Annotated in this window: 22 protein-coding genes; 3 read left to right on the top strand and 19 right to left on the bottom strand. The window is 68.4% G+C overall.

Annotation, left to right across the window (positions count from 1 at the left end; genetic code table 11):
* Nucleotides 1-71: 71 nt before the first annotated feature.
* The 5 genes from ABZ484_RS05800 to ABZ484_RS05780 form a co-directional block, all read right to left on the bottom strand.
* The gene (locus ABZ484_RS05800; protein ID WP_358864609.1) at nucleotides 72-863 is read right to left on the bottom strand and encodes a hypothetical protein; all 792 of its coding nucleotides are present in this window, start codon (nucleotides 861-863) and stop codon (nucleotides 72-74) included.
* Between the two features lie 202 nt (nucleotides 864-1065).
* Entirely contained in the window at nucleotides 1066-1578 is a 513-nt protein-coding gene (locus ABZ484_RS05795) for a hypothetical protein (protein WP_358864608.1), read from the bottom strand.
* Nucleotides 1579-2090: 512 nt separating this feature from the next.
* Nucleotides 2091-2747, bottom strand: a complete 657-nt coding sequence (locus tag ABZ484_RS05790) for a hypothetical protein (RefSeq protein WP_358864607.1) — start codon at nucleotides 2745-2747, stop codon at nucleotides 2091-2093.
* Nucleotides 2747-3190 carry a DddA-like double-stranded DNA deaminase toxin gene (locus ABZ484_RS05785; RefSeq protein ID WP_358864635.1) on the bottom strand — a complete coding sequence of 148 codons (444 nt, stop codon included), beginning with the start codon at nucleotides 3188-3190 and terminating at the stop codon, nucleotides 2747-2749. The genes ABZ484_RS05790 and ABZ484_RS05785 overlap by 1 nt, the downstream gene beginning before the upstream one ends.
* Nucleotides 3114-8318 (bottom strand): ricin-type beta-trefoil lectin domain protein, encoded by a 5205-nt coding sequence (locus tag ABZ484_RS05780; RefSeq protein ID WP_358864606.1) that lies wholly within the window; start codon nucleotides 8316-8318, stop codon nucleotides 3114-3116. The genes ABZ484_RS05785 and ABZ484_RS05780 overlap by 77 nt, the downstream gene beginning before the upstream one ends.
* Before the next feature lie 27 nt (nucleotides 8319-8345).
* Between ABZ484_RS05780 and coaA the strand changes: the two genes are divergently transcribed.
* A complete protein-coding gene (gene coaA / locus ABZ484_RS05775) occupies nucleotides 8346-9314 on the top strand; it encodes a type I pantothenate kinase (RefSeq protein ID WP_358864605.1) in 969 nt (322 codons plus the stop codon).
* Between the two features lie 16 nt (nucleotides 9315-9330).
* Entirely contained in the window at nucleotides 9331-10281 is a 951-nt protein-coding gene (locus ABZ484_RS05770; protein WP_358864604.1) for a DUF389 domain-containing protein, read from the top strand.
* Here the strand turns inward: ABZ484_RS05770 and glmM are convergent.
* The 3 genes from glmM to rplM all read right to left on the bottom strand — a co-directional run bounded on the left by glmM (nucleotide 10278) and on the right by rplM (nucleotide 12807).
* Nucleotides 10278-11636, bottom strand: coding sequence for a phosphoglucosamine mutase (gene glmM / locus ABZ484_RS05765; protein WP_358864603.1), 1359 nt, complete (start codon nucleotides 11634-11636; stop codon nucleotides 10278-10280). The two genes, ABZ484_RS05770 and glmM, sit on opposite strands and share 4 nt — an antisense overlap.
* A 172-nt stretch (nucleotides 11637-11808) precedes the next feature.
* Nucleotides 11809-12321 (bottom strand): 30S ribosomal protein S9, encoded by a 513-nt coding sequence (rpsI, locus tag ABZ484_RS05760; protein ID WP_030173946.1) that lies wholly within the window; start codon nucleotides 12319-12321, stop codon nucleotides 11809-11811.
* Between the two features lie 42 nt (nucleotides 12322-12363).
* Complete coding sequence (gene rplM, locus ABZ484_RS05755; RefSeq protein WP_030173943.1) at nucleotides 12364-12807, bottom strand: 50S ribosomal protein L13; 444 nt, start codon at nucleotides 12805-12807, stop codon at nucleotides 12364-12366.
* Nucleotides 12808-13244: 437 nt separating this feature from the next.
* On the opposite strand from rplM, the gene ABZ484_RS05750 reads away from it, so the two are divergent.
* A complete protein-coding gene (locus ABZ484_RS05750) occupies nucleotides 13245-14129 on the top strand; it encodes a hypothetical protein (protein WP_358864602.1) in 885 nt (294 codons plus the stop codon).
* Nucleotides 14130-14183: 54 nt separating this feature from the next.
* Here ABZ484_RS05750 and ABZ484_RS05745 read toward each other — a convergent pair whose 3' ends face one another.
* The 11 genes from ABZ484_RS05745 to secY form a co-directional block, all read right to left on the bottom strand.
* The gene (locus tag ABZ484_RS05745) at nucleotides 14184-15467 is read right to left on the bottom strand and encodes a UDP-glucose/GDP-mannose dehydrogenase family protein (RefSeq protein WP_358864601.1); all 1284 of its coding nucleotides are present in this window, start codon (nucleotides 15465-15467) and stop codon (nucleotides 14184-14186) included.
* A gap of 71 nt (nucleotides 15468-15538) precedes the next feature.
* On the bottom strand, nucleotides 15539-16393 hold the full coding sequence (gene truA / locus ABZ484_RS05740) for a tRNA pseudouridine(38-40) synthase TruA (protein ID WP_358864600.1): 855 nt from the start codon (nucleotides 16391-16393) through the stop codon (nucleotides 15539-15541).
* Between the two features lie 91 nt (nucleotides 16394-16484).
* Nucleotides 16485-16979 carry a 50S ribosomal protein L17 gene (rplQ, locus tag ABZ484_RS05735; protein WP_030173931.1) on the bottom strand — a complete coding sequence of 165 codons (495 nt, stop codon included), beginning with the start codon at nucleotides 16977-16979 and terminating at the stop codon, nucleotides 16485-16487.
* Between the two features lie 96 nt (nucleotides 16980-17075).
* Nucleotides 17076-18098 (bottom strand): DNA-directed RNA polymerase subunit alpha, encoded by a 1023-nt coding sequence (locus ABZ484_RS05730; RefSeq protein WP_003966937.1) that lies wholly within the window; start codon nucleotides 18096-18098, stop codon nucleotides 17076-17078.
* A gap of 147 nt (nucleotides 18099-18245) precedes the next feature.
* The gene (gene rpsK, locus ABZ484_RS05725; protein ID WP_003956432.1) at nucleotides 18246-18650 is read right to left on the bottom strand and encodes a 30S ribosomal protein S11; all 405 of its coding nucleotides are present in this window, start codon (nucleotides 18648-18650) and stop codon (nucleotides 18246-18248) included.
* A 69-nt stretch (nucleotides 18651-18719) separates the two neighbouring features.
* Nucleotides 18720-19100 carry a 30S ribosomal protein S13 gene (gene rpsM, locus ABZ484_RS05720; protein WP_358864599.1) on the bottom strand — a complete coding sequence of 127 codons (381 nt, stop codon included), beginning with the start codon at nucleotides 19098-19100 and terminating at the stop codon, nucleotides 18720-18722.
* Nucleotides 19101-19296: 196 nt separating this feature from the next.
* Complete coding sequence (gene rpmJ, locus ABZ484_RS05715; protein ID WP_003998809.1) at nucleotides 19297-19410, bottom strand: 50S ribosomal protein L36; 114 nt, start codon at nucleotides 19408-19410, stop codon at nucleotides 19297-19299.
* Between the two features lie 71 nt (nucleotides 19411-19481).
* Entirely contained in the window at nucleotides 19482-19703 is a 222-nt protein-coding gene (gene infA, locus ABZ484_RS05710) for a translation initiation factor IF-1 (RefSeq protein ID WP_003948620.1), read from the bottom strand.
* A 276-nt stretch (nucleotides 19704-19979) separates the two neighbouring features.
* Entirely contained in the window at nucleotides 19980-20816 is an 837-nt protein-coding gene (map, locus tag ABZ484_RS05705) for a type I methionyl aminopeptidase (RefSeq protein WP_358864598.1), read from the bottom strand.
* Nucleotides 20817-20939: 123 nt separating this feature from the next.
* Nucleotides 20940-21602, bottom strand: a complete 663-nt coding sequence (locus ABZ484_RS05700; protein WP_358864597.1) for an adenylate kinase — start codon at nucleotides 21600-21602, stop codon at nucleotides 20940-20942.
* Nucleotides 21602-22915, bottom strand: a complete 1314-nt coding sequence (secY, locus tag ABZ484_RS05695; protein ID WP_030174565.1) for a preprotein translocase subunit SecY — start codon at nucleotides 22913-22915, stop codon at nucleotides 21602-21604. The genes ABZ484_RS05700 and secY overlap by 1 nt, the downstream gene beginning before the upstream one ends.
* Nucleotides 22916-22944 lie beyond the last annotated feature (29 nt).

Below are 22944 nucleotides of genomic sequence, written 5' to 3'. Positions count from 1 at the left end.
ACCCGCCTCCCCGTGCCCGAAATCGGAAATTCCCACCGGGGTACGAACACCCCGGCGGGAATGACCTCATGTCACTTGAGCTTGCCGAGCTGGGCGTCGACGAGCTCGGCGGGGAAGGGGAAGTCCTTGCCGGAGGCGCCGGAGGCGAGGTTGACGGCGGGGAAGTAGGCGAGCGTGGCGCCCTTGCGGACGATGACGCTCTTCATCGGGAACTTGACGCCGTCGGCGGACACCGTCGAGGTCAGGGCCAGCGCCTCGTCGGCGCCCTGCGGCGCGTCGGTGACGGCGACCTTGACGACCGTGGTCTTGGTGCCGAGCGCCGTGTAGGCGAAGCCGCCGGCGCACTTCTGCGCGGCCGTCTTCAGGTCCTTCATCGCCTGCTCGGCGCCGCCCTCCGCGTAGGAGGACAGCGTCTCGACGACCTTCGTCCGGTCGAGGCCGGTCATGATGGCCTCCTCGGGGTCGGCGCCCGGCTTAGGCTTCTTCGCGTCGCTCGCCCACGAGCGCTTCGCCGTCGCCGAGGGCGCGCCCGTGTAGGTACCGGCCTGGAGCAGAGCGAGCGGCGCGCACGCCTCGTCCTCCGCCTTCACCTTGTCCTGAGCGACGTTGTCCCCCGCCGCGACCTTGGTGGTGACCTTCCCGCTCTTCACGTCGGCCTGCGTCAGCGCGGCCTTCTCCAACTCGGCGGCGGTCAGCGGCTTCGCGGCCGCGGGCGCGGCGGACGCCGTCTTGTCGGCTTGCGCGGTCTTGCCGTCGCCACCCTTGTCCCCGTCGTCGGAGGAACCGCCGCAGGCGGTGGCGAACAGGGCGAGAGCGGCGGCGGACGCGGCGAGTGCGGTCCGGCGCACCACGGGGGATCTCACGAAAGGAAGCTCTTTCTCCGCAGGTCACGGTACGTTTCCGCAACACTTTGCGCATACTTTACGCACAGCGGTGACACAGATGATCTCCGGTCACCATCCGGTACTCGACCGTGATTTCGGCGTGATGTGCGGGGTCGTCAGGTATCTGGCGACCGTCGCCTTCACACCCCCGGACCCGTGCCCGCAGGGGCACGAGCAGCGCTCAGAGCGCCCTCGCTTCCAGGTGATACGTCGTGTCGACCCAGAAGCCGCTCGTGGATTCGGCTTTGATCTCCAGTACGTACTGACCGGGCGCCAACGGCATCACGCCACCCCAGACACCCCAGGCGAGCCGACGGGTCAACCCGGTCCGGAACGGTGCCGAGAACTCCTGCAAGGACAGGGGAACACCGTTGAGCGTGGCCGTGGCCTGGGCAACCGTCAAGGACAGAGGAACCTTCGAGTGGGACCTGGTGTGCTGCCTGTTCAGCACGGGGAAAAAGAGGCGTCGATCCGAGGGCACAGCACAGCGCCGCACCACACGACCGCCGTAGGTCCCAGCGAGGAACCAGAGGTCGGCCGGCTGGTTCCAGGCGGCGTTCTCACCTGTTGTGTCCCGCACGGGGCTGAGGTCGTCCGGTGCCGCTAGAGCCCACTTCCACCACCGCCCCGCGAGCACCCCGCCCTCCTGGTCGCTCAGCTTCCACGCGCTGCCTATCGACTCCGTACCGCTCATGACATCCCTCCCATGAAGCATGCCCCTGACCTGGGGTTCCCTTCTAACGGGTGAACACTGCCGTGGGTGGATCACGGACTTGGCAGCTCTACACCCCACGCCGTTCGTCCGCTGACGTTCCCGTCGGCCAACGTCGTCAGACACCCTGAGCTCAGCCGCACCCAATCCCGGCGGTGCTCCCTTACGTACTCACAGACCAGAGGAAGCGAATTCCTCCACCGCTGCCGCTTCCTCCGGACGCACGGCGTCTCCGGCCGCCAGAGGGGCACTCCATGTGTCGATGAACCGCACTGCCGCCACTCGCGAGCGATCTGGGTCAGGCAGGGACGCCAGCTCCTTCACCACCTCGAACCGGGTAGGGGGACCATTCCTTCGGCCACGTCCGCCCAATACACCTCGAATCGGGTCACTGGATAGAGGACGCCCGCCCATCGCGCCAGTTGCGCCACCGCCAAATCGATCACCGCTTCCGATTGACAATTTTCAGTCGGTTCACGCCAACCGAGTTCAGCTCAGCGATTTTCGCGCACTCGCCAATCGACATTGTTCGGCAAATCGAGGCGTTCCGCTATCTCCTTTGATTTAGCGCCGACCGTGATTACGAACCGCCCAGGAGATCCCTTCCGGGGGCCGGCATCTGCGACCAAACCCTCGGTCACATACCATCGCCATTCAGGGGCCGGCCATCTACTGTCGTTGAAGGCAATCTCGTCAAATCCACGAAGCACTCGCCTCAGATCTCTTTCAGAGATGTCCGCACACCATTTCACCACTGGCGCCGCTTCGATCGCCTCGGTGAACGCATGATAGAAGAACATATCCGCCCACTCGCCACGCAAAGGTCGCCACGGTTCATCATCCTTCGCTTCATATACCGTCAGTGGAGTGTTCGGGTCGAACGCCCAGGCCCACCCCCCCTGATCACCCATGAAGATATACTTCCCATTTTCCTCTGCCATATCAGACGACAAGAAGAGCGTCTTGTTCATCGAGAGCGGGAACTTCCACCGAGAAATCAAGTGGAGCCATTTCCTGAGCCCATCAGGCAACAGGGCGAGATCGGACTCCACAGTCTCCATGATGTCATCCCTCGGCCCGTACCACGAAGCCAAGAACTCCTCCGGATCGAGAGACTTCGGATCAATCACTCGCGCATTCATGCCGTACATCAATCCCAATAATCTCGACTTAGATACGTTCGGCCGTACACTTCGCCACCCTTCCTCCAGTAGACAGTCAGAGAGGATTTTGATGGCAGCATGTCCGAAACGGATTCCTTACACATAGAGCAAGGGCCGTCATTGGAAAGGTATACCGTCCCCCGCTTGAGTCCGCGATCTCTCATGATTGCAGCCGACTGCGCCCCTATGTGATCGCCATTCTTGGTTACGCCAGGCGGCGGTGTGTAATTGGGGCGACCAGCATGGCGTCGACCGCCCGACAAGAGCTCGATGGGCTCGTCGCCGAGTCCGTAGAAGGCTCCTCCAATGGACTGCCGCGGATATTCTTCCCGGGCAAGCGACCCTTCGGCTGCCTTAAACCCTTCCTCGTGGTCGTCGCAGTTGTGTACGAGTACCGGCGTGGCCCCCGCCAGCACATAGTAGGTGTGCAGATCGCTGACGGTGAGGTTGCGGACGGTGGCCTTCTGGGCCGCCCACCGTTCGATCGCCGTGATCTGGACGTAGGTGCCGGCGCTGGTGGAGCCATTCGCCCGATCTGAGGTCGGTGGCCTTGACCCAGGCGTGCAGGGACTGGATCCAGATGGGGTGGCCGTCGGTCGCGGTGACCGTGGCCGTCTTGGTGCCCTTGTCGCCGTCGGTGTCGATGGTGACCTTGACCAGGTGCTTGACGCCCTCGCCCTTGATCTCGGCCGTGACCGTCTCGACGGCCGTCTCACCGGTCTCGGGGTCGGTCGCGACGACCTTGTCGCCGTTCCTGACGTCCTCGATCGGCTTGGTGGCGCCATCCGCCATCAGGACCTGGGTTCCGGGGACGAAGCTGTTGCAGGTCTCTCCCTCGGACTCGGACTTGTGTCCGCCCCCGCCTTCGGACTTGCCGCCCGATTTGCTCGGCCGGGAAGCCTTCGGCCTGGCCTTGGAAGCCGCCTCGCTGCGGGCCTTCTTCTGTGCGCGGTTGCCTGCCTTCTTCGCCGCCGCCTTCGCCGCTCTGGTCGCCGCCTCCTTGGCCTTCTTCTTGGCCAGCTGGGCCGCCTTCTTCGCCGCGGCCTTCGCCGCCGCCTTCGCCTTGCGGGCCATCTCGGCGGCCTTCTTGGCCATATCGATGATCTTGCGGGCCTTGGACACCGCCGAACGCCAGGCACTGACGGCACCGGCGATCCGCTTCGCCATCCGCAGCACCGCCGGGATCTTGGTGAGCTTGGTCCACGGGATGGCGTCGACGATCAGGCTTCCGCACGACCACAGGTCACCGTGCGAGAAACAGCCGACGATGTCGTTCCAGCCCAGGAACTCCTTCAGCATCGCCCCGCCGACCGACAGGATGATGTCGGTCAGCGACCTGTGCATCTGCGCGTTGGCCCAGGCGATCGTGGAGTTCGACGGCCCCCCGAAGTCCTGCGGCTCGTACCCCGAGGACAGACCCGTCGGGTCGGAGTACGTCACCGGGTTGTTCTCGCAGTAGACGTAGCCGTTCATCTGGACCGGGTCGGCGAGGTCCAGCACCGGGTCCGGGGAGATGAAGCGGCCCGTGGACGGGTCGTACTCGCGGGCCCCCAGGTGCACCAGGCCGCCGGCCGTGTCGTCGTCACCGCCGACGTAGCTGTGGTGCGAGCGCCAGGAGTCGGCCTCGCTGCGCTGCACACCGAACGGGTCCGTGCGCGAGAACTGGACCTGGTTGCCGGCCTCCAGCGACACGTCCGCGTAGGCCGTGCCGTTCTGGTCGGTGATCTGGACGTGCAGGGTCGACTTGCCGGCGTTCTGCGCGTGCCGCATCACCGTCGGCGCACCCGGCTGGGAGTAGTAGCGCTCGGTGTACGACGGCGTGCCGTTGGCCGTCGTCGCCACCGTCGTGTCGTCCAGGTACAGGTCGTTCTCCGACGCGCTGAGCGCCATCAGGCGCTCGCCGTCGGGGCCGTAGACGTACGTCGTCTCCTTCGCCGGCGCCCACACCTGGGAGCCGGAGCTGTTGCAGGCGGAGAGCTGGAGGTCCTTGCCGTTCGTGGAGTCGCCGCCCGGGTCGGTCAGGCACTTGCCCGACGCGACGTGCTTGAGCGTGCCGGTCGCGGTCGCCGTCCACTTCTGGTTGGCCGCACCCGTGCAATCCGCCAGGACCACCGCCGTGCCGTCGGCCGTGCCGCCGCCGGACGGCATCACGCACTTGCCGAGGATCTTCAGCGCGCCCGTGGACGGGTTGGCCGGGTCGGCGGAGTCGATGCGGTACTTCTGCGCCTTGGTGCCGTTGCAGTCGTAGATCTCCACCGGGGTGCCGACCGCCGACGAACCGGACTGCGCGTCCACGCACTTGCCCGTGGGCGTGTTCACGAACGCGCCCTGGCCCTCCTCACCGAAGCCGGTGATCTTCTCGACCTGCCCGTCCCAGGTCCAGGAGAGGGCCTGCTCGTCGCCTCCGGTGGTCCGGGTCTTGGCGTTGCCCGTCTGGTCGTACGTCAGCGTCGACGCCTCGGTGATCTGCTGGCCGGAGTCGCCTGTGTACGTGTGCGACATGCCGGTCAGCGTGTGCGGCTGGGTGCCGTCCGCCTTGCCGTACGTGTAGGTGGTTGTGGCGTCCTTGGACGGGTCCAGGACCGTCTTGCCGTCCACCAGCTCCATGTGGTGCTCGACGAGCTTCTTGCGGTTGCCCAGGTCGTCGTATTCGTACGACTTGTGGTAGCCGTCGCCGCGCTGGCCGATCGTCACCGTCGTCGGCGTGCCGTCCGTGTTGGTGGCGCAGGCCGGGTCGTGCGTCGTCCAGGCACGGGTGAGCTGGCCGATCACGTCGTAGGCGTAGCACTGCCGGTCCGTGATCGAGTCGACGGTGTCCTCGATCTTGGTGACGTTGCCGGCGTTGTCGTAGCCGTATGTGCGGGAGTTGACGCGGTGGCCGGAGACAGCGGTCGTGTCGGTGGTGGACTCGCGGTCGACGATGGACTGGGTGAGGGCGCCCGTGCGCTCGTCGAACAGGTTCGTCGTCCACACCCGGCCGGGGTGCTCGCCGCTGACCGTGCGCAGGACCTCGCCGTACGGGCTGTAGGTGGTCTCCGCCGTGTACCAGTCCAGGCCGGAGGTGGAGACCGGCAGGTCGTCCTCGTTGTAGCGGGTGATGACCTTCTCGGCGTCCAGCGAGCCCGCCTTCGGCACCGTGACGGACTTCAGCAGGCCGCCGTCGGTGTACTCGTAGGCGTACGTGTACATCTCCGCGAGGCCGTACTTCTGCGCGACCAGGGGCGGCAGCGTGATCTGCTTGCCGGTGGGCTGGTAGTCGTCGTCGTAGCCGATGATCTTCGCGGTGTACGGCAGGCCGTCGGTGTAGCGGGTCGACGTCGAGGGCAGACCGGCGCCGCCGATCAGCTCGTCGTAGGTGTTCTTCGTCAGCAGGGTGCCGGTGGAGGAGTTCAGCCGCTGCTCGGTCGGGCGTGACAGAGCGTCGTAGCCGCTCCAGACGGTCACGCCCCGCGCGTCGGTGGTGGTCACCGGGCGGTCGAGCGCGTCGTACGTGGTGGACGTCGTACCCGTGTCCGGGTCACTCGCCGTCAGCTGGCGGCCTCGCGCGTCGTACGTCCAGGACCATCTGTTGCCCTTGGTGTCCGTCGCCTTGACCTGGTCGCCGCGCGCGTCGAACTCGTAGTGCGTGGCGCGGTAGGCCGAGCGCAGCTTGTCGGTGAACGTGTCGACGCGGGTCGTGCGGCCGAGCGCGTCGCTCCAGGAGCGCTGCGAGGCGCCGCCGTCCGGCTCGATGACCGTGGAGTAGTCGTATCCGTACTCGTACCGTGTGGACTTCTCGGGCCTGACGGTGCCCGCCTCGTACGGGGTCTCGGACAGCTCACGGCCCAGGCCGTCGTACGCGTACAGGGTGGAGTTGGGGATGTTGAAGTCGGAGGCGACCTCGAACATCACCGGCTGCGGGTCACCCGACGCGTAGTAGGCGTTGTCGGTCCGCTCGATGGTGCCGTTGGCGCTGTAGTGGACGTCAGTGATCAGACGGCCCTTGCCGACGGCGGGTTCCTGGGTCTGCCGTTCCCGGCCGAGGCCGTCGTAGAAGACGACCGAGTCCTCGTACGTGCCGTTGTCCTTGAGCGCGGAGGTGACCACGGACACCGGCTCGCCGACAGTGGTGTTGTACGCGAACTTCACCGATGGCTTGTCCGACGTCGACTGGGACGGCTTCCAACCCGCCGTGGTACGGCCCAGCGCGTCGTAGGCGTACTTGGTCACGCGGCCATTGGCGTCGGTCTCGGCGAGCGTGGTGCCACGGCCGGGCTCGACCGTGGAGACTTCCTGGTGGCCGAGCGCGTTGGTGGCCGTGATCGAGTGGACTTGACCGGTGGACGGGTCGTAGGTGGTGGTGTCCTTGTTGCCCGCCGCGTCGGTCGTGGTCTTGGTGCGGCCGTAGGAGTCGTAGGTGAGGGCGGCGCTCTGCGTCCAGCCGCCGCCGCTGCCGCTGACGTCCCAGGTGGTGGTGGCCAGGCCGCCGGTGGGTGCGTCGCCGAAAGCGCCGCCGTCGTAGGCCATGCGCGAGCCGGCGATCCAGTCGGTGCCGGTGGCCGTGGCGGCGTCGGCGCAGGTGCCGGCCGTGGTCAGGGTCTGCTGGGTGAGACCTATGAGCCACTTGGTCGTGTTGTGGACGTAGGAGGTGAGGGTGCAGGACTCGTCGCCCGTCTTGCCGGTGTCCCCCTCGGATTCCACCTGGATCGGCAGGCCGTAGGTGTCGTCGTACTTCGTCGACGTCCTGACCGTGCGCAAGGTCCGCGTGTCGTCGCCGGTTCCGGACGAGCGCGTCACCGAGGTGGTGTGGTCGTCCAGGACCCGGTACGCCCTGAGCGGCGGGATGCCGCCGTCGCGCGTGCGGGTGGCCAGCACCTGGTACGTCGGGTATTCGACGTCCCGGGTGAGTACGGTGCCCCCGTACTTGGTGTACGTCATCGTCTCCGCGACTCGGCCCTGGTAGGCCTCCTTGTCGGGGGCGATGGTGCCGCCGCCGTAGTCCTTGACCGTGACCGAGCGAGTGGTGCCGCCGGGCAGCGGGTCGCCGTCCATCCCGCGGAAGTAGCGGATCTCGGTCATCGAGCGCTGGGTGGTCTGGTACTGCTCGCTGTTGTCGGCGCCGCCGATGGTGCGCACCAGGGCGAAGCCGCGCCACTGGTCGTAGGTGCGGGTCTTCTTCTTGGAGAACTCGGCCTGGTTGAGCGCCCATGCGCCGCCGCCCACATACTCGTAGGACGTGGTCATGGCGGGCACACCCGTCATGGCGGGCAGTTCCTGGACGTTGTCGACGACGTACTTGTTGAACCAGTCGATGTTCTCGTCGGCCTTGTCCGGGTCCGGGTGCCAGTACGCCGGGAAGCACAACCCGGTGTTCTCCTCCGGCTTCGGGAAGCCGGAGCCGGTGGCGCAGGCGCCGGTGGGCTCGGCGTAGTCGACGAGGGTCTCGCCGCCGTACTCATTGACGATCCGCTCGATGCGCAGCCGGTCGAAGGTCGGGTTCGGGTCGCCGGCGCACCGGCGGTCGTGCGGGGGTGGGCGTGACGCACCCCACCCCCCACCCCGTTCGAACTCCGTTAACAATGGACTGTGATCTCTCCGGTCCCCTCGATGCCCCGGAGCGCCCACCGGTCCCGGCCGGAGGCGACTCCCTACGTCGACCTCACCCGAGCCGAGTGGAGCGCGCTGCGCGACAAGACGCCGCTGCCGCTCACCGCCGAGGAGGTCGAGCGGCTGCGCGGCCTCGGCGATGTCATCGACCTCGACGAGGTGCGGGACATCTACCTGCCGCTGTCCCGGCTGCTCAACCTCTACGTCGGTGCCACGGACGGGCTGCGCGGCGCGCTGAACACCTTCCTCGGCGAGCAGGGCTCCCAGTCCGGCACCCCCTTCGTCATCGGGGTGGCCGGTTCGGTCGCCGTCGGGAAGTCGACCGTCGCCCGGCTGCTCCAGGCGCTGCTCTCCCGCTGGCCCGAGCACCCCCGGGTCGAACTGGTCACCACCGACGGGTTCCTGCTGCCCACGCGCGAACTCCAGGCGCGCGGCCTGATGTCGCGCAAGGGGTTCCCGGAGTCGTACGACCGCCGGGCGCTGACCCGGTTCGTCGCCGACATCAAGGCGGGGAAGGCGGAGGTGACAGCCCCCGTCTACTCCCACTTGATCTACGACATCGTCCCCGGCGAGAAGCTCACCGTCCGCCGCCCGGACATCCTCATCGTCGAGGGCCTCAACGTCCTCCAGCCCGCGCTGCCCGGCAACGACGGCCGCACCAGGGTCGGTCTCGCCGACTACTTCGACTTCAGCGTGTACGTCGACGCGCGCACCGAGGACATCGAGCGGTGGTACCTGAACCGGTTCCGCAAGCTGCGCGCGACCGCCTTCCAGGACCCGTCCTCGTACTTCCGCAGGTACACCCAGGTGTCGGAGGACGAGGCCCTCGACTACGCCCGCACCATGTGGCGGACGATCAACAAACCCAACCTGGTGGAGAACATCGCACCCACCCGGGGCCGCGCCACGCTGGTGCTGCGCAAGGGCCCGGACCACAAGGTGCAGCGGTTGAGTCTGCGCAAGCTGTGACCTCTACGCTGCCGTCATGCTGCATCTGCGACTGATCACGCCCGCCGAGCGCACCGACGACGCGGTGCGGCTGATCGAGAGGACGGTGGGCGCCACGCACCTCGTCGTGCTGCGGGGCGCCGCCCGCAACCCGGCCGGTGACGTGGTGATGTGCGACGTCGCACGCGAGGCGGGTCACGAACTGCTCACCGGTCTGCGGGAACTGGGGATCGACCGGACCGGTTCGATCGCCGTGGACAACATCGAACTGTCGCTGTCCGAGCGGGCCGAGAAGGCCGAGAAGGAGGCGCCGGGTGAGGGCGCGGACGCGGTGCTGTGGGAGCACCTGGCGGACGCCACGCAGGAGGAGTCGACGCTGTCGGTCACCTATCTGGCGTTCATCACGCTCGCCACGATGATCGCGGCCTGCGGTGTGCTGCTGGACAACGCGATCCTGATCGTGGGCGCCATGGCCGTCGGCCCGGAGTTCGGGCCGCTGGCCGGTCTGAGCACCGCACTTGTGCAGCGGGCCCCGCGGCCGGCGCTGCGGTCGCTGACCGCGCTGCTGGTGGGCTTCGCCCTGGCGATGGCCGTGACGGCGGGCTTCAGCGTCTTCATGGACGCCGTCGGGCTGTTCAGCGAGAGCAAGCTGGAGGCCCCACGGCCCAACACCAGCTTCGTCTACGCCCCCGACTGGTTCTCCTTCGTCGTGGCGGTCCTCGCCGGAGCCGCCGGCACGCTCTCCCTGACCTCGGCCAAGTCCGGTGCCCTGGTCGGCGTCGCCATCTCGGTGACCACCGTCCCGGCCGCCGCCAACGCGGCCGTGGCGCTCGCCTACGGCGACACCCGGCAGACCTGGGGTTCCACCGAACAGCTGCTGCTGAACCTGCTCGGCATCGTGCTGGCCGGCACGCTCACGCTGCTCGCCCAGAGGTGGTTCTGGTCCAGACAGCGTGAGCGCGCCCGCCGCGCCTCCGAACTTGTCTAACCCAGCGCCGACTTCACCGCGTCGGCCAGTCGGCCCGCCACCGAGCGGGCCTGGTCGATGTCGGCGGCCTCGACCATGACGCGGACCAGCGGTTCGGTGCCCGAGGGACGCAGCAGGACGCGGCCGGTCTCGCCCAGCTCGCGCTCGGCCTCGGTGATCGCGGCGGCCAGGTCCGCGGAGGTCTTCACCCGGGACTTGTCCACGTCGGGGACGTTGATCAGGACCTGGGGCAGCCGCTCCATGACCGCGGCCAGGTCGCGCAGCGTACGGCCGGTCTGGGCGATGCGGGCGGCCAGCAGCAGGCCGGTGAGCGTGCCGTCGCCGGTGGTGGCGTGGTCGAGGATGATGACGTGGCCGGACTGCTCGCCGCCGAGGGCGAAGTCCTTGTCCTTCATCTCCTCCAGGACGTAGCGGTCGCCGACGGCGGTCTGCACGAGGTGGATGCCCTCGCGCTCCATGGCCAGCTTGAAGCCCAGGTTCGACATCACGGTCGCGACGACGGTGTCGGAGCGCAGTGCGGAACGCTCCCGCATCGCCAGCGCGAGCACGGCCAGGATCTGGTCGCCGTCGACCTCCTCGCCGGTGTGGTCCACGGCCAGGCAGCGGTCGGCGTCGCCGTCGTGCGCGATGCCGAGGTGGGCGCCGTGCTCGACGACGGCGGCCTTGAGCCGGCCCATATGCGTGGAACCGCAGCCGTCGTTGATGTTCAGGCCGTCGGGCTCCGCGCCGATGGTGACGACCTCGGCACCGGCCCGGGCGAAGGCCTCCGGCGAGACCCGGGCGGCGGCGCCGTGCGCCTCGTCCAGGACGATCCTCAGGCCGTCGAGCCGGTTGGGGAGGACGCCGAGGAGGTGGGAGACGTACTGGTCGAAGCCCTCGTCGTAGTCGCGGACGCGGCCCACGCCGGCGCCGGTCGGACGGTCCCAGGGCGCGCCGGTGCGGTGCTCCTCGTAGACCTTCTCGATCCTGTCCTCCAGCTCGTCGGCGAGCTTGTGGCCGCCGCGGGCGAAGAACTTGATGCCGTTGTCGGGCATGGCGTTGTGGCTGGCCGAGAGCATCACGCCGAGGTCGGCGCCGAGCGCGCCGGTCAGATACGCCACCGCGGGCGTCGGCAGCACGCCGACGCGCAGCACGTCCACGCCCGCGCTCGCCAGCCCGGCGACCACGGCGGCCTCCAGGAACTCCCCGGAGGCACGCGGGTCCCGGCCGACCACGGCCTTGGGACGGTGGCCCTCGAAGGTGCCTGCCTCGGCCAGCACGTGCGCCGCGGCGACGGAGAGGCCGAGCGCCATCTCGGCGGTCAGGTCCGCGTTGGCGACGCCACGCACGCCGTCCGTGCCGAAGAGTCGTCCCACTTGTCCTCCTGATGAAGCGTCATTTCTTGAAGGCCCTGGGCATCCGATCACATCAGCCGGTCAGCACCTTGTGCCGTTATACGCCCAAGTCCTGCGATATACGAACGCCCCGACGGCACAGTGGCGTGCCGCCGGGGCGTTCGGAGTAGGCCTGTCCGCAGGCAGCCGCTGATTAGCGCTTGCTGTACTGCGGCGCCTTGCGGGCCTTCTTCAGACCGGCCTTCTTGCGCTCGACCGCACGGTCGTCGCGGCGGAGGAAGCCGGCCTTCTTGAGCGGGCCGCGGTTGTTGTCGACGTCGGCCTCGTTCAGGGCGCGGGCGACACCGAGACGCAGGGCACCGGCCTGACCGGAGACGCCGCCGCCGGCGATGCGGGCGATGACGTCGTAACGGCCCTCGAGCTCCAGCACCTTGAAGGGCTCGTTGACCTCCTGCTGGTGCACCTTGTTCGGGAAGTAGTCCTCGAGGGTGCGACCGTTGATCTTCCACTTGCCGGAGCCCGGAACGATCCGGACGCGGGCAATGGCGTTCTTGCGGCGACCCAGGCCGGCGGCGGGCTGGGGCTCACCGAAGCGCGAGGCGAGGGACTCGGAGGTGTACTCACCCTCCACCGGAACCTCGGACTCGGTGGTGTAGCTGTCGATGTCAAGCTCTTCGAGCGGCTGCTCGGCAGTGGTCTCGGCCACGATTCTCCTCAGATTCTCTTCAGTCTTAGGGGGTGGCCGGACTTACTGCGCGACCTGGGTGATCTCGAACGGCACCGGCTGCTGGGCGCCGTGCGGGTGCTGGTCACCCTTGTAGACCTTCAGCTTCGAGAGCATCTGACGGCCCAGGGAGTTCTTGGGGAGCATGCCCTTGACGGCCTTCTCGATGGCCTTCTCGGGGTTCTTGTCGAGCAGCTCGTCGTAACGGACGGAGCGCAGACCACCCGGGTAACCGGAGTGGCGGTACGCCATCTTCTGGGTCCGCTTGTTGCCGGAGAGGTGCACCTTGTCGGCGTTGATGATGATGACGAAGTCACCAGCGTCGACGTGCGGCGCGTAGATCGGCTTGTGCTTGCCCCGCAGAAGGGTGGCGGCGGTGGACGCCAGGCGGCCCAGGACGACGTCCTGGGCGTCAATGACGTGCCACTGGCGCGTGATGTCGCCGGGCTTGGGGCTGTACGTACGCACGGTTCGTAGCCTTCGCTTCTTCAGTGAGTGGTCCTGACAAGGTCACCGAAGACGATCACGACAGCCCTGACCGCACCGCGGTGACGCAAACCGCGTGCTGGTCGCTGGTCATCGGCCCGGTGGACCGGTGTAAGGGCCGGGTCCGTGAGAAGAGCCAAGCCAATACACAACGAACATGCAGGATACCCGCGCGGCCCTCCGGGGGTCAAAACGGGTTGCCCGCACGGATCCAGCGTGTTCCGCCCCAGTGTAGGCGCCCTCGCCCCCACTCCCCCACGGCACCCGCCCTCGGCACCCGCCCCCGCCCCGCACGAGCACACCGCCCGGCCCGCTTCGGCGACGGCGTGCTCCGCTTTGTACCGGCCTGTGACGAAGGTGCCCGCAGGGGCGCCCCGGGCGGCGCCCGGGCACCCTCGGCCCCGTCTAAGATGCGCCCCATGAGTTATGGGCAGGGGGGCTCGCAGTCCCAGTGGGATCCCTGGAAACCACATTCTCAGCAGTCGTCGTGGAACAGCGGGAGCGACAGCCAGACCCCGGACTGGGCCGCGCTCGCCGAGGCGTCCGAGACGCGCAACAAGCGGCGGCGACTGCTGTTCGTCGGCGGTGGCGTGCTGGCCACCGTCGCCGTCGGCGCGGCCGTCGCCATGGCGGTGATGTCCGCCGACAGCGACGACGACGCCTCGGGACAGCCCGCCTCCCAGCTGCCCGCCACCGCCGCGCTGCCGAGCGGCTCGGCCACGGCCCCCTCCTTCGCGCCCACCAGCGCCCCGCCCCCGCTGGACCCCAAGGACTTCATATCCAGCGCGCAGAAGGACACCGCCCCGCTCAGCGCGAACACGCTCTTCCCGGGCTCCCGGCTGACCATGGGCGAGAACGTGTACAAGAAGGGCCCCACGGCCGACACCAAGAGCTGTGCCACGGCCGTCCAGGGAACCCTCGGCAAGGTCCTCACCGCCAACGGCTGCACCCGCCTGATCCGCGCGACCTACACGAAGGACGGCATCGCGGCCACCGTCGGCGTCGCCGTCTTCGACACCGAGGCCAAGGCCCTCAAGGCCAAGGGCCAGGCCGACAAGAAGAGCATCGTCAAGCCGCTGACCGGCGGCGGCGTCAAGGCCTTCTGCGACGGCGCGGTCTGCCGCTCCACCACCAACTCCTACGGCCGCTACGCCTACTTCACCCTCGCCGGCTTCCCCAGCGGCAAGGACGTGACGGCCAAGGACACCAAGGTGTTCCGCACCGGCGACGACCTCGCGGAGTTCGCGTTCCAGCAGATCCGCCGGCGCGGCGTGGCCCAGGCCTCGGCGGCGGCCGACCGCTAGGGCGCCACCAGGGGCACTGCCAGGGCACCGCCAGGTCCTGTCCGGCGTCCCCGGTCAGGACATCCCCAGCGCGCGGAACCGCCAGCCCGCCGCCGTCCAGCGGTCCGGGTCGAGGACGCCCCGGCCGTCCACGACGCGTGGCCGGGACACCAGCCGCGCCGCCCACCGCGGGTCGATCTCCCGGAACCGCGGCCACTCGGTCAGCAGCAGCACCAGTTCGGCCCCGCGCAGCGCCTCCGGCACGGACAGCGCGTAGCCGAGCAGCGGGAACGCCTTGCGCGCGTTGTCCAGCGCCTCGGGGTCGTAGACCGTGACGTCGGCGCCGTCGAGGCCGAGGCGCGCGGCCACGTTCAGCGCGGGCGAGTCGCGGACGTCGTCCGAGTCCGGTTTGAAGGCGGCGCCCAGCACCGCCACCCGCGCCCCGAGGACGGTCCCCCCGCACAGCTCGCGGGCCAGCGCGACCGCCCGGTCCCGGCGCCGCATGTTGATCGCGTCCACCGCGTGCAGGAACCCCAGGTCCACGCCCAGCTCGGCGGCGCGGTGCGCGAAGGCCCGGATGTCCTTGGGCAGACAGCCGCCGCCGAACCCGACCCCGGCCCGCAGGTACGCCCGCCCGATCCGGCCGTCGTACCCCAGCGCCTCGGCCAGTCTCCGCACGTCACCGCCCGCGGCCTCGCAGACCTCGGCCATCGCGTTGATGAAGGAGATCTTGGTGGCGAGGAAGGAGTTGGCGGCCGTCTTGGCCAGTTCGGCGGTGGCGAAGTCGGTGACGACCAGCGGTGTCCCGGCGGCGAGGACGGGACCGTAGACCTGGCGCAGCAGCCGCTCGGCCCGCTCCGTGCGCACCCCGAACACCAGCCGGTCCGGCCGCAGGGTGTCCTCGACGGCGAAGCCCTCGCGTAGAAATTCCGGGTTCCACGCGATCTCGGCGCCGTGCTCTTCGGCGAGCCGCGCCGCGGTGCCGACCGGCACGGTCGACTTGCCCACCAGCAGGGCGCCCTTGCGCGCATGCCGGGCGATCCCCTCGAAGGCCGACTCCACACAGCTCAGGTCCGCGCCGTCGCAGTCCCGGCGCTGCGGGGTGCCCACGCACACGAAGTGCACCTGTCCGAAGGCGCCGGCCTGCTCGTAGGCGGTCGTGAACCGCAGCCGTCCGCTCGCCGTGTGCCGGGCGAGCAGCGCGGACAGCCCCGGCTCGTGGAACGGCGCCCGGCCCGCGCGCAGCGCTGCGATCTTGCCGGCGTCGACGTCGACGCCGACCACCTCGTGTCCCAGCTCCGCCATGCAGGCGGCATGTGTGGCGCCCAGATAACCGGTGCCGATGACGGTGAGCCGCATGCGTGAGCGAGTTCCCGCCAGACCGCGACCGTACCGTCACACCAGGTGAACGGGGCCCGGGTCCCGACCCCTCAGCAGCAGCCGGCCGCCGGCAGCGACCGCTTGTTGCGGGCCTCGCGGCTGCGCGCCGCCAGCAGCTCGTCGGCCGGGTAGCCGACCTCCTCCAGGGTCAGCCCGTGCGGCCGTACGACGTGCACGGCGGAGTCCCGTACGCCCGCGGCCAGCACCTTGCCCGGCCAGTCCGGCGGACGGTGGCCGTCGCCGACGAACAGCAGCGCCCCGATGAGCGAGCGCACCATGTTGTGGCAGAAGGCGTCGGCGCGGACGGTCGCGGTGATGATCCCGTCGTCGCCGCGCGCCAGGCTCAGCTCCTGGAGCGTACGGATGGTGGTCGCGCCCTCGCGCTTCTTGCAGTACGCGGCGAAGTCGTGCTCGCCGACGAGCCGCCGGGCGGCCTCGTTCATGGCGTCGACGTCGAGCGGCCAGTCGTGCCACAGCACATGGCCCCGCAGCAGCGGGTCCACTCCGCCCGGGTTGTCGGTGACGCGGTAGGCGTAGCGGCGCCAGACGGCGGAGAAGCGGGCGTTGAAGCCGCTCGGCGCGGGCCTGAGGGCCCAGACGCGCACATCCCTGGGCAGCCGTCCGGCGAGCCGCTTCAGCAGCTTCTCGTGGTGCTCGCGCCAGACCTGCTCGGGCAGGTCCACATGCGCCACCTGGCCCCGTGCGTGCACCCCGGCGTCGGTCCGCCCGGCGACGGTCAGCTCGTACGTCTGACCGGACCGCGTGACCGTGCGCAGCGCGTCCTCGATCTCCCCCTGCACGGTCCGCTTGCCGCCGGCCTGCTTGGCCCAGCCGTGGAAGCCGGTGCCGTCGTAGGACAGGTCGAGACGGATGCGGACATGGCCGGGCTGTGCTTCGTCACTCACGTACAGATCCTCTCAGGGCCGCCGGCTCCTCCGGTACGCGAAAGCGGGCCCGCCCCGAAGGGCGAACCCGCTTCCAGCGTCAGGCGGAGCCTCAGGCTTCCTTCGACTCCTCGGCAGCGGCCTCCTCGGCCGGCGCCTCGGTGGTCTCGGCGGCCTTGGCCTCGTCGGCCTCCTTGACCGCGCGCTTGGTGGCGGCCTCGGCCTCACCCACGGCCTTCTGCTGCACCGTCAGCGCCTCGACCAGCTCGATGACGGCCATGGGCGCGTTGTCGCCACGGCGGTTACCGATCTTGGTGATGCGGGTGTAGCCACCCGGACGGTTCTCGTAGCGCGGGCCGATCTCGGTGAAGAGCGTGTGGACGACGCTCTTGTCCGTGATCACCTGGAGCACCTGACGGCGGTTGTGAAGGTCGCCCTTCTTCGCCTTGGTGACCAGACGCTCGGCGTACGGGCGCAGGCGGCGGGCCTTCGCCTCGGTGGTGGTGATACGGCCGTGCTCGAACAGCGCCTTCGCGAGGTTCGCGAGGAGCAGCTTCTCGTGCGCGGCGCTGCCGCCCAGACGGGCACCCTTGGTGGGCTTCGGCATTGTTCTTCTCCTGTGTGTCTGCCCCGGCCGTGTCAGGTACCGGGGTCAGGAACCCGATGAGCGGATGCTCACCGGCAACAACCGATCAGGTACTGATCAGTACTGCTCGGTCTCCACGAAACCCGCGTCCGCGTCGTCGTCGGCGCCGAAGGCGTCGGCGGCGGCCGTGGGGTCGAATCCGGGCGGGCTGTCCTTCAGGGCCAGGCCCATGCCGGCCAGCTTCGCCTTGACCTCGTCGATGGACTTCGCACCGAAGTTGCGGATGTCCAGGAGGTCGGCCTCGGAGCGGGCGACGAGCTCACCCACGGAGTGGATGCCCTCACGCTTGAGGCAGTTGTACGACCGAACGGTGAGCTCCAGCTCCTCGATCGGCAGCGCCAGATCGGCGGCAAGGGCGGCGTCCGTGGGGGACGGGCCCATGTCGATGCCCTCGGCGTCGATATTAAGTTCACGCGCCAGACCGAACAGCTCGACCAGGGTCTTGCCGGCCGACGCCATGGCGTCACGCGGACGCATGGCCTGCTTGGTCTCGACGTCGACGATCAGCTTGTCGAAGTCGGTCCGCTGCTCGACACGCGTGGCCTCGACCTTGTACGTGACCTTCAGCACCGGCGAGTAGATCGAGTCGACCGGGATACGGCCGATCTCCTGGCCCACCTGCTTGTTCTGCACGGCGGAGACGTAACCGCGACCGCGCTCGACGGTCAGCTCCATCTCCAGCTTGCCCTTGCCGTTGAGCGTGGCGAGGACGAGGTCGGGGTTGTGCACCTCGACACCGGCCGGGGGCGCGATGTCGGCGGCGGTGACCAGACCCGGGCCCTGCTTGCGCAGGTACATCACGACCGGCTCGTCGTGCTCCGAGGAGACGACCAGCTGCTTGATGTTGAGGATCAGGTCGGTGACGTCCTCCTTGACGCCCGGCACGGTGGTGAACTCGTGCAGGACGCCGTCGATGCGGATGCTGGTGACAGCGGCACCGGGGATCGACGACAGGAGGGTGCGGCGCAGGGAGTTGCCGAGGGTGTAGCCGAAGCCCGGCTCCAGCGGCTCGATCACGAACCGGGAGCGGAACTCGTCGACGACCTCTTCGGTCAACGAGGGACGCTGAGCGATCAGCATGTGTGGATCAGATCCTTCATTCGTGGACGCCCGCTATTTGACGTCCGACGGAAACCGCACCCGTGAAAAGTGCGGGTACTGCAAGGGTACGGGCGGTACGACCCGAAGGAGCCGTACCGCCCGGACCCGCTGCCCGTGAGGCGTACGTCAGACGCGACGACGCTTCGGCGGACGGCAGCCGTTGTGCGGGGTCGGGGTGACGTCCTGGATGGAGCCGACCTCGAGGCCCGTGGCCTGCAGGGAGCGGATCGCGGTCTCACGACCGGAGCCCGGGCCCTTGACGAACACGTCGACCTTGCGCATGCCGTGCTCCTGGGCGCGGCGGGCGGCCGACTCGGCGGCCATCTGCGCGGCGAACGGCGTGGACTTCCGGGAGCCCTTGAAGCCGACGTGGCCGGCGGAGGCCCAGGAGATCACGTTGCCGCTCGGGTCGGTGATCGAAACGATGGTGTTGTTGAACGTGCTCTTGATGTGCGCGTGGCCGTGAGCGACGTTCTTCTTTTCCTTGCGGCGCACCTTCTTGGCAGCGCCCTGACGTCCCTTGGGGGGCATGTCGAAAACTCCTGTGGGAGGTGGTCGGTCCTACAGCGAAGACCGCTGGACGGCGAGTGTCGCTGCGGACTACTTCTTGCCCGGCTTCTTCTTGCCGGCGATGGCGCGACGCGGGCCCTTGCGGGTACGGGCGTTGGTGCTGGTGCGCTGACCGCGGACGGGGAGACCGCGGCGGTGCCGCAGACCCTGGTAGCAGCCGATCTCGACCTTGCGGCGGATGTCGGCCTGGATCTCGCGACGGAGGTCACCCTCGGTCTTGATGTTGTTGTCCACGAACTCACGGATCGCGACGAGCTGCTCCTCGGAGAGGTCGCGAACGCGGGTGTTCGGGTCGATGCCGGTGGCGGCCAGCGTCTGCTTCGAGAGGGTCCGGCCGATGCCGAACACGTAGGTGAGGGCGACCTCCACGCGCTTTTCGCGCGGGATGTCAACACCGGAAACGCGTGCCATTCAATGGCTCCTGGTGATCTTCGGAGGTCTTCCGCAGGACCGGCTCCCGGCCGCCGTACGAGGTACGAACCGGGTCCCCGGCCTCCGAACCGGGGGTGTCAAGCCGCGTCGCGGCTCGGGCCCTGCGTATGAACATATTCAGCTCGCGTCGCGCGAATCTCTGCGATTCGGTGCAGAGGGTGCGGTCGGTCGTGCGTCAGCCCTGGCGCTGCTTGTGGCGCGGGTTCTCGCAGATGACCATGACCCGGCCGTGACGGCGGATCACCCTGCACTTGTCGCAGATCTTCTTGACGCTCGGCTTGACCTTCATGGGATGTGAGGTTCTCCGGGTCAGTTGCCGTCGGCCCCGTGCACAGGGAGAGCACGGGACGTGGGCAAGATCTACTTGTACCGGTAGACGATCCGGCCACGCGTCAGGTCGTACGGAGACAGCTCCACCACGACCCGGTCGTCAGGGAGGATGCGGATGTAGTGCATACGCATCTTGCCGCTGATGTGTGCCAGGACCTGGTGGCCGTTCTGGAGCTCGACCTTGAACATGGCGTTCGGCAGAGACTCGACGACAGTGCCCTCGATCTCGATGGCACCTTGCTTCTTGGCCACGCTTTGCCCTTCGAATCGACTACCTTGATCGACTCTCTCTGCTTCCCTTGCGGGCGCATGCGGACATGCGGGTGCACGAGAGCCGACGAGTCAGTCTACGTCAGCGCACCCGGAAACACGAATCGAGGAAGCATGCCCGGCATCGGAGATCACCATGCAGACCAGCCGTACGGCGGCTGTGGGCAGTCGTTCCGCCGGGGCGGAACGGGTGGGCACAGCCGCACCCGCAGTCGCCTACGGCGAGCAGACCCCCGCCCGCCGTAGGCGCAACGAACGTCACGCCAGCGGGTCAGGCGCCGTCGTGATCCCGTACTCCGCCAGCTTCGCCTCGCCGCCATCCGGGGCCGTCAGGACCAGGGGGCCCTGCTCGGTCAGGGCGACCGAGTGCTCCCAGTGGGAGGACCAGGTTCCGTCCGTGGTGATGACCGTCCAGTCGTCCTCGAGGACGCGGGTCTTCGCCGTGCCCAGCGAGACCATCGGCTCGATGGCCAGGCAGAAGCCGGGGACCAGCTTGGGGCCCTTGCCGCGCCGCCGGTCGACGTAGTTCAGCAGGTGCGGGTCCATGTGCATCTCGGTGCCGATGCCGTGGCCGCCGTAGTCCTCGATGATCCCGTAGCGGCCGCCGCCGGGCTTGGGCTGGCGGCGGATGTACGTCTCGACGGCACGGGAGATGTCGACCAGCCGGTTGCCCTGCTTCATGGCGGCGATCCCGGCCCACATCGACTCCTCGGTCACCCGGGAGAGCTCGACCAGCTCCGGGGCGTGACCGGAACCCACGAACGCCGTGTACGCGGCGTCGCCGTGCCAGCCGTCGACGATCGCGCCGCAGTCGATGGAGATGATGTCCCCGTCCTTGAGGACGACGTCCTCCGAGGGGATGCCGTGGACGACCACCTCGTTGACCGAGGTGCAGATCGTCGCCGGGAAGCCGCCGTAGCCGAGGAAGTTCGGCTTGGCGTTGTGCTCGGCGAGCACCTTGCGGGCGACCTCGTCCAGGTCCTTGGTGCTCGCGCCGGGCACGGCCGCCTCCCGGGTGGCCGCGTGGATCGCGGCGACGACCAGCCCCGCCGCACGCATCTTGGCGATCTGCTCGGGGCTCTTGATCTGCACCATGGGGAGAAGGGCCTTTCTGGGACCGGAACGAGGGCCGACTCTGTCAACCATACGGGCGCCGCCGCGCCCACAGCACAGCCGCGGCCCCTTCGGAAGGAACCGCGGCTGCACCCGGCGTGACGCCTACTTCGTGGCGTCCTCGCGCTTCAGCGCCTCCAGCGCGCGCCGCGTGATCTCGTCCACCGGGCCGAGCGAGGAGATCGTCACGACCAGGCCCTGGGCCTTGTAGTAGTCGATGATCGGCTCGGTCTGCGTGTGGTAGACCTCCAGCCGCTTGCGGACGGTGCCCTCCGAGTCGTCGTCCCGCTGGTACAGCTCGCCGCCGCAGACGTCGCAGACGCCGTCCTTCTTCGGCGGGCTGTACGTCACGTGGAAGACGTGGCTGGAGTCCTTGCGGCAGATCCGCCGGCCGGCGATCCGCTTCACGACCTCGTCCTCGGGGACCTCCAGGTCGAGCACCGCGTCGAGCTTGATGCCCTCCTCCTGCAGCAGCGCGTCCAGGGCCTCCGCCTGGGAGACGTTGCGCGGGAAGCCGTCCAGCAGGAAGCCTCCGACGGCGTCGGGCTGCTCCATGCGGTCCTTGGCCATGGCGATGGTGACCTCGTCCGGCACGAGGTTCCCGGCGTCCATGTAGGACTTCGCGAGCTTGCCGAGCTCCGTCTGACGGCTGATGTTGGCGCGGAAAAGGTCGCCCGTGGAGATGTGCGGGATGCGCAGCTTCTCGGCAAGGCGCACAGCCTGCGTTCCCTTACCGGCACCTGGCGGCCCGACGAGGACGATTCGCATCAGCGGAGGAACCCTTCGTAATTGCGCTGCTGGAGCTGGCTCTCGATCTGCTTCACCGTCTCGAGGCCGACACCCACGATGATCAGGATGCTGGTCCCGCCGAAGGGGAAGTTCTGGTTCGCGTTGAACCCGACCAACGCCATTGTCGGTACGAGAGCGATCAGACCCAGATACAGCGAACCCGGCCAGGTGATCCGGTTGAGCACGTACGAAAGGTACTCAGCGGTCGGTCGGCCAGCCCGGATGCCCGGGATGAAGCCACCATACTTCTTCATGTTGTCCGCGACTTCCTCGGGGTTGAAGGAGATCGCCACGTAGAAGAACGCGAAGAACACGATAAGCAAGAAGTACATAGTGATGTAAAGCGGGTGATCGCCCTTGGTCAGGTTCTGCTGGACCCAGGTCTTCCAGCCGGAGTTGCCCCCCGCGAACTGGGCGATGAGCGCCGGAATGTAGAGCAGCGACGACGCGAAGATGACCGGAATCACACCGGCCTGGTTGACCTTGAGCGGGATGTACGTGGACGTACCGCCGTAGGAGCGCCGGCCGATCATGCGCTTCGCGTACTGCACCGGGATACGGCGCTGGGCCTGCTCGACGAAGACGACCAGACCGACCATGACCAGGCCGACCAGGATCACGGTGCCGAACTCGATCCAGCCGCCGGCCAGGGTGCCCTGCTTCTTGATGGCCCACAGCGAGGACGGGAACGTCGCGGCGATCGAGATGAACATCAGGATCGACATGCCGTTGCCGATGCCGCGGTCGGTGATGAGCTCACCGAGCCACATGACCACGGCCGTACCGGCGGTCATGCAGACCACCATGACGATCGTGTTGAAGATCGCCCGCTCGGGGACGATGTTGGCCGCGACCGTGCACCCGGAGAACAGGGCGCCACTGCGGGCGGTGGCCACCAGGCCGGTGCCCTGCAGGATGGCCAGCGCCACCGTCAGGTAACGGGTGTACTGGGTGATCTTGGCCGTGCCGGCCTGGCCCTCCTTCTTGAGGGCTTCCAGGCGCGGGATCACCACGGTCAGCAGCTGCAGGATGATGCTCGCCGTGATGTACGGCATGATCCCGAGGGCGAAGACCGTGATCTGGAGCAGCGCGCCGCCGCTGAACATGTTGACCAGTCCGAAGAGCCCCTGGTTGCCGGAGGCCTCGGTGACACACTGCTGGACGGCCTTGTAGTTGACGCCCGGGATCGGGATGTGGGTACCGACGCGGTACGCCACGATGATGCCGAGTGTGAAGAGCAGCTTCTTGCGCAGGTCGGGCGTCCTGAACGCCCGGGCGAAGCCGGTGAGCACGGTGCCTCCTGCGACCCCCGCGCCAGTGC

The organism is Streptomyces sp. NPDC006393 (assembly GCF_040628575.1).
Lineage (GTDB): Bacteria > Actinomycetota > Actinomycetes > Streptomycetales > Streptomycetaceae > Streptomyces.
Note: the sequence above shows the minus strand (reverse complement) of the source record. Positions and strands in the feature narration are given on the sequence as shown.

Coding starts and splice junctions, on each gene's coding strand:
- ABZ484_RS05770 (WP_358864604.1), top strand. CDS start 9,331: ATGCTGCATCTGCGACTGATCACGCCCGCCGAGCGCACCGACGACGCG.
- rpmJ (WP_003998809.1), bottom strand. CDS start 19,410: ATGAAGGTCAAGCCGAGCGTCAAGAAGATCTGCGACAAGTGCAGGGTG.
- rplQ (WP_030173931.1), bottom strand. CDS start 16,979: ATGCCGAAGCCCACCAAGGGTGCCCGTCTGGGCGGCAGCGCCGCGCAC.
- rpsM (WP_358864599.1), bottom strand. CDS start 19,100: ATGGCACGCGTTTCCGGTGTTGACATCCCGCGCGAAAAGCGCGTGGAG.
- rpsK (WP_003956432.1), bottom strand. CDS start 18,650: ATGCCCCCCAAGGGACGTCAGGGCGCTGCCAAGAAGGTGCGCCGCAAG.
- coaA (WP_358864605.1), top strand. CDS start 8,346: ATGCCCCGGAGCGCCCACCGGTCCCGGCCGGAGGCGACTCCCTACGTC.
- ABZ484_RS05700 (WP_358864597.1), bottom strand. CDS start 21,602: ATGCGAATCGTCCTCGTCGGGCCGCCAGGTGCCGGTAAGGGAACGCAG.
- ABZ484_RS05745 (WP_358864601.1), bottom strand. CDS start 15,467: ATGCGGCTCACCGTCATCGGCACCGGTTATCTGGGCGCCACACATGCC.
- ABZ484_RS05750 (WP_358864602.1), top strand. CDS start 13,245: ATGAGTTATGGGCAGGGGGGCTCGCAGTCCCAGTGGGATCCCTGGAAA.
- map (WP_358864598.1), bottom strand. CDS start 20,816: ATGGTGCAGATCAAGAGCCCCGAGCAGATCGCCAAGATGCGTGCGGCG.
- ABZ484_RS05795 (WP_358864608.1), bottom strand. CDS start 1,578: ATGAGCGGTACGGAGTCGATAGGCAGCGCGTGGAAGCTGAGCGACCAG.
- ABZ484_RS05730 (WP_003966937.1), bottom strand. CDS start 18,098: ATGCTGATCGCTCAGCGTCCCTCGTTGACCGAAGAGGTCGTCGACGAG.
- ABZ484_RS05790 (WP_358864607.1), bottom strand. CDS start 2,747: ATGTACGGCATGAATGCGCGAGTGATTGATCCGAAGTCTCTCGATCCG.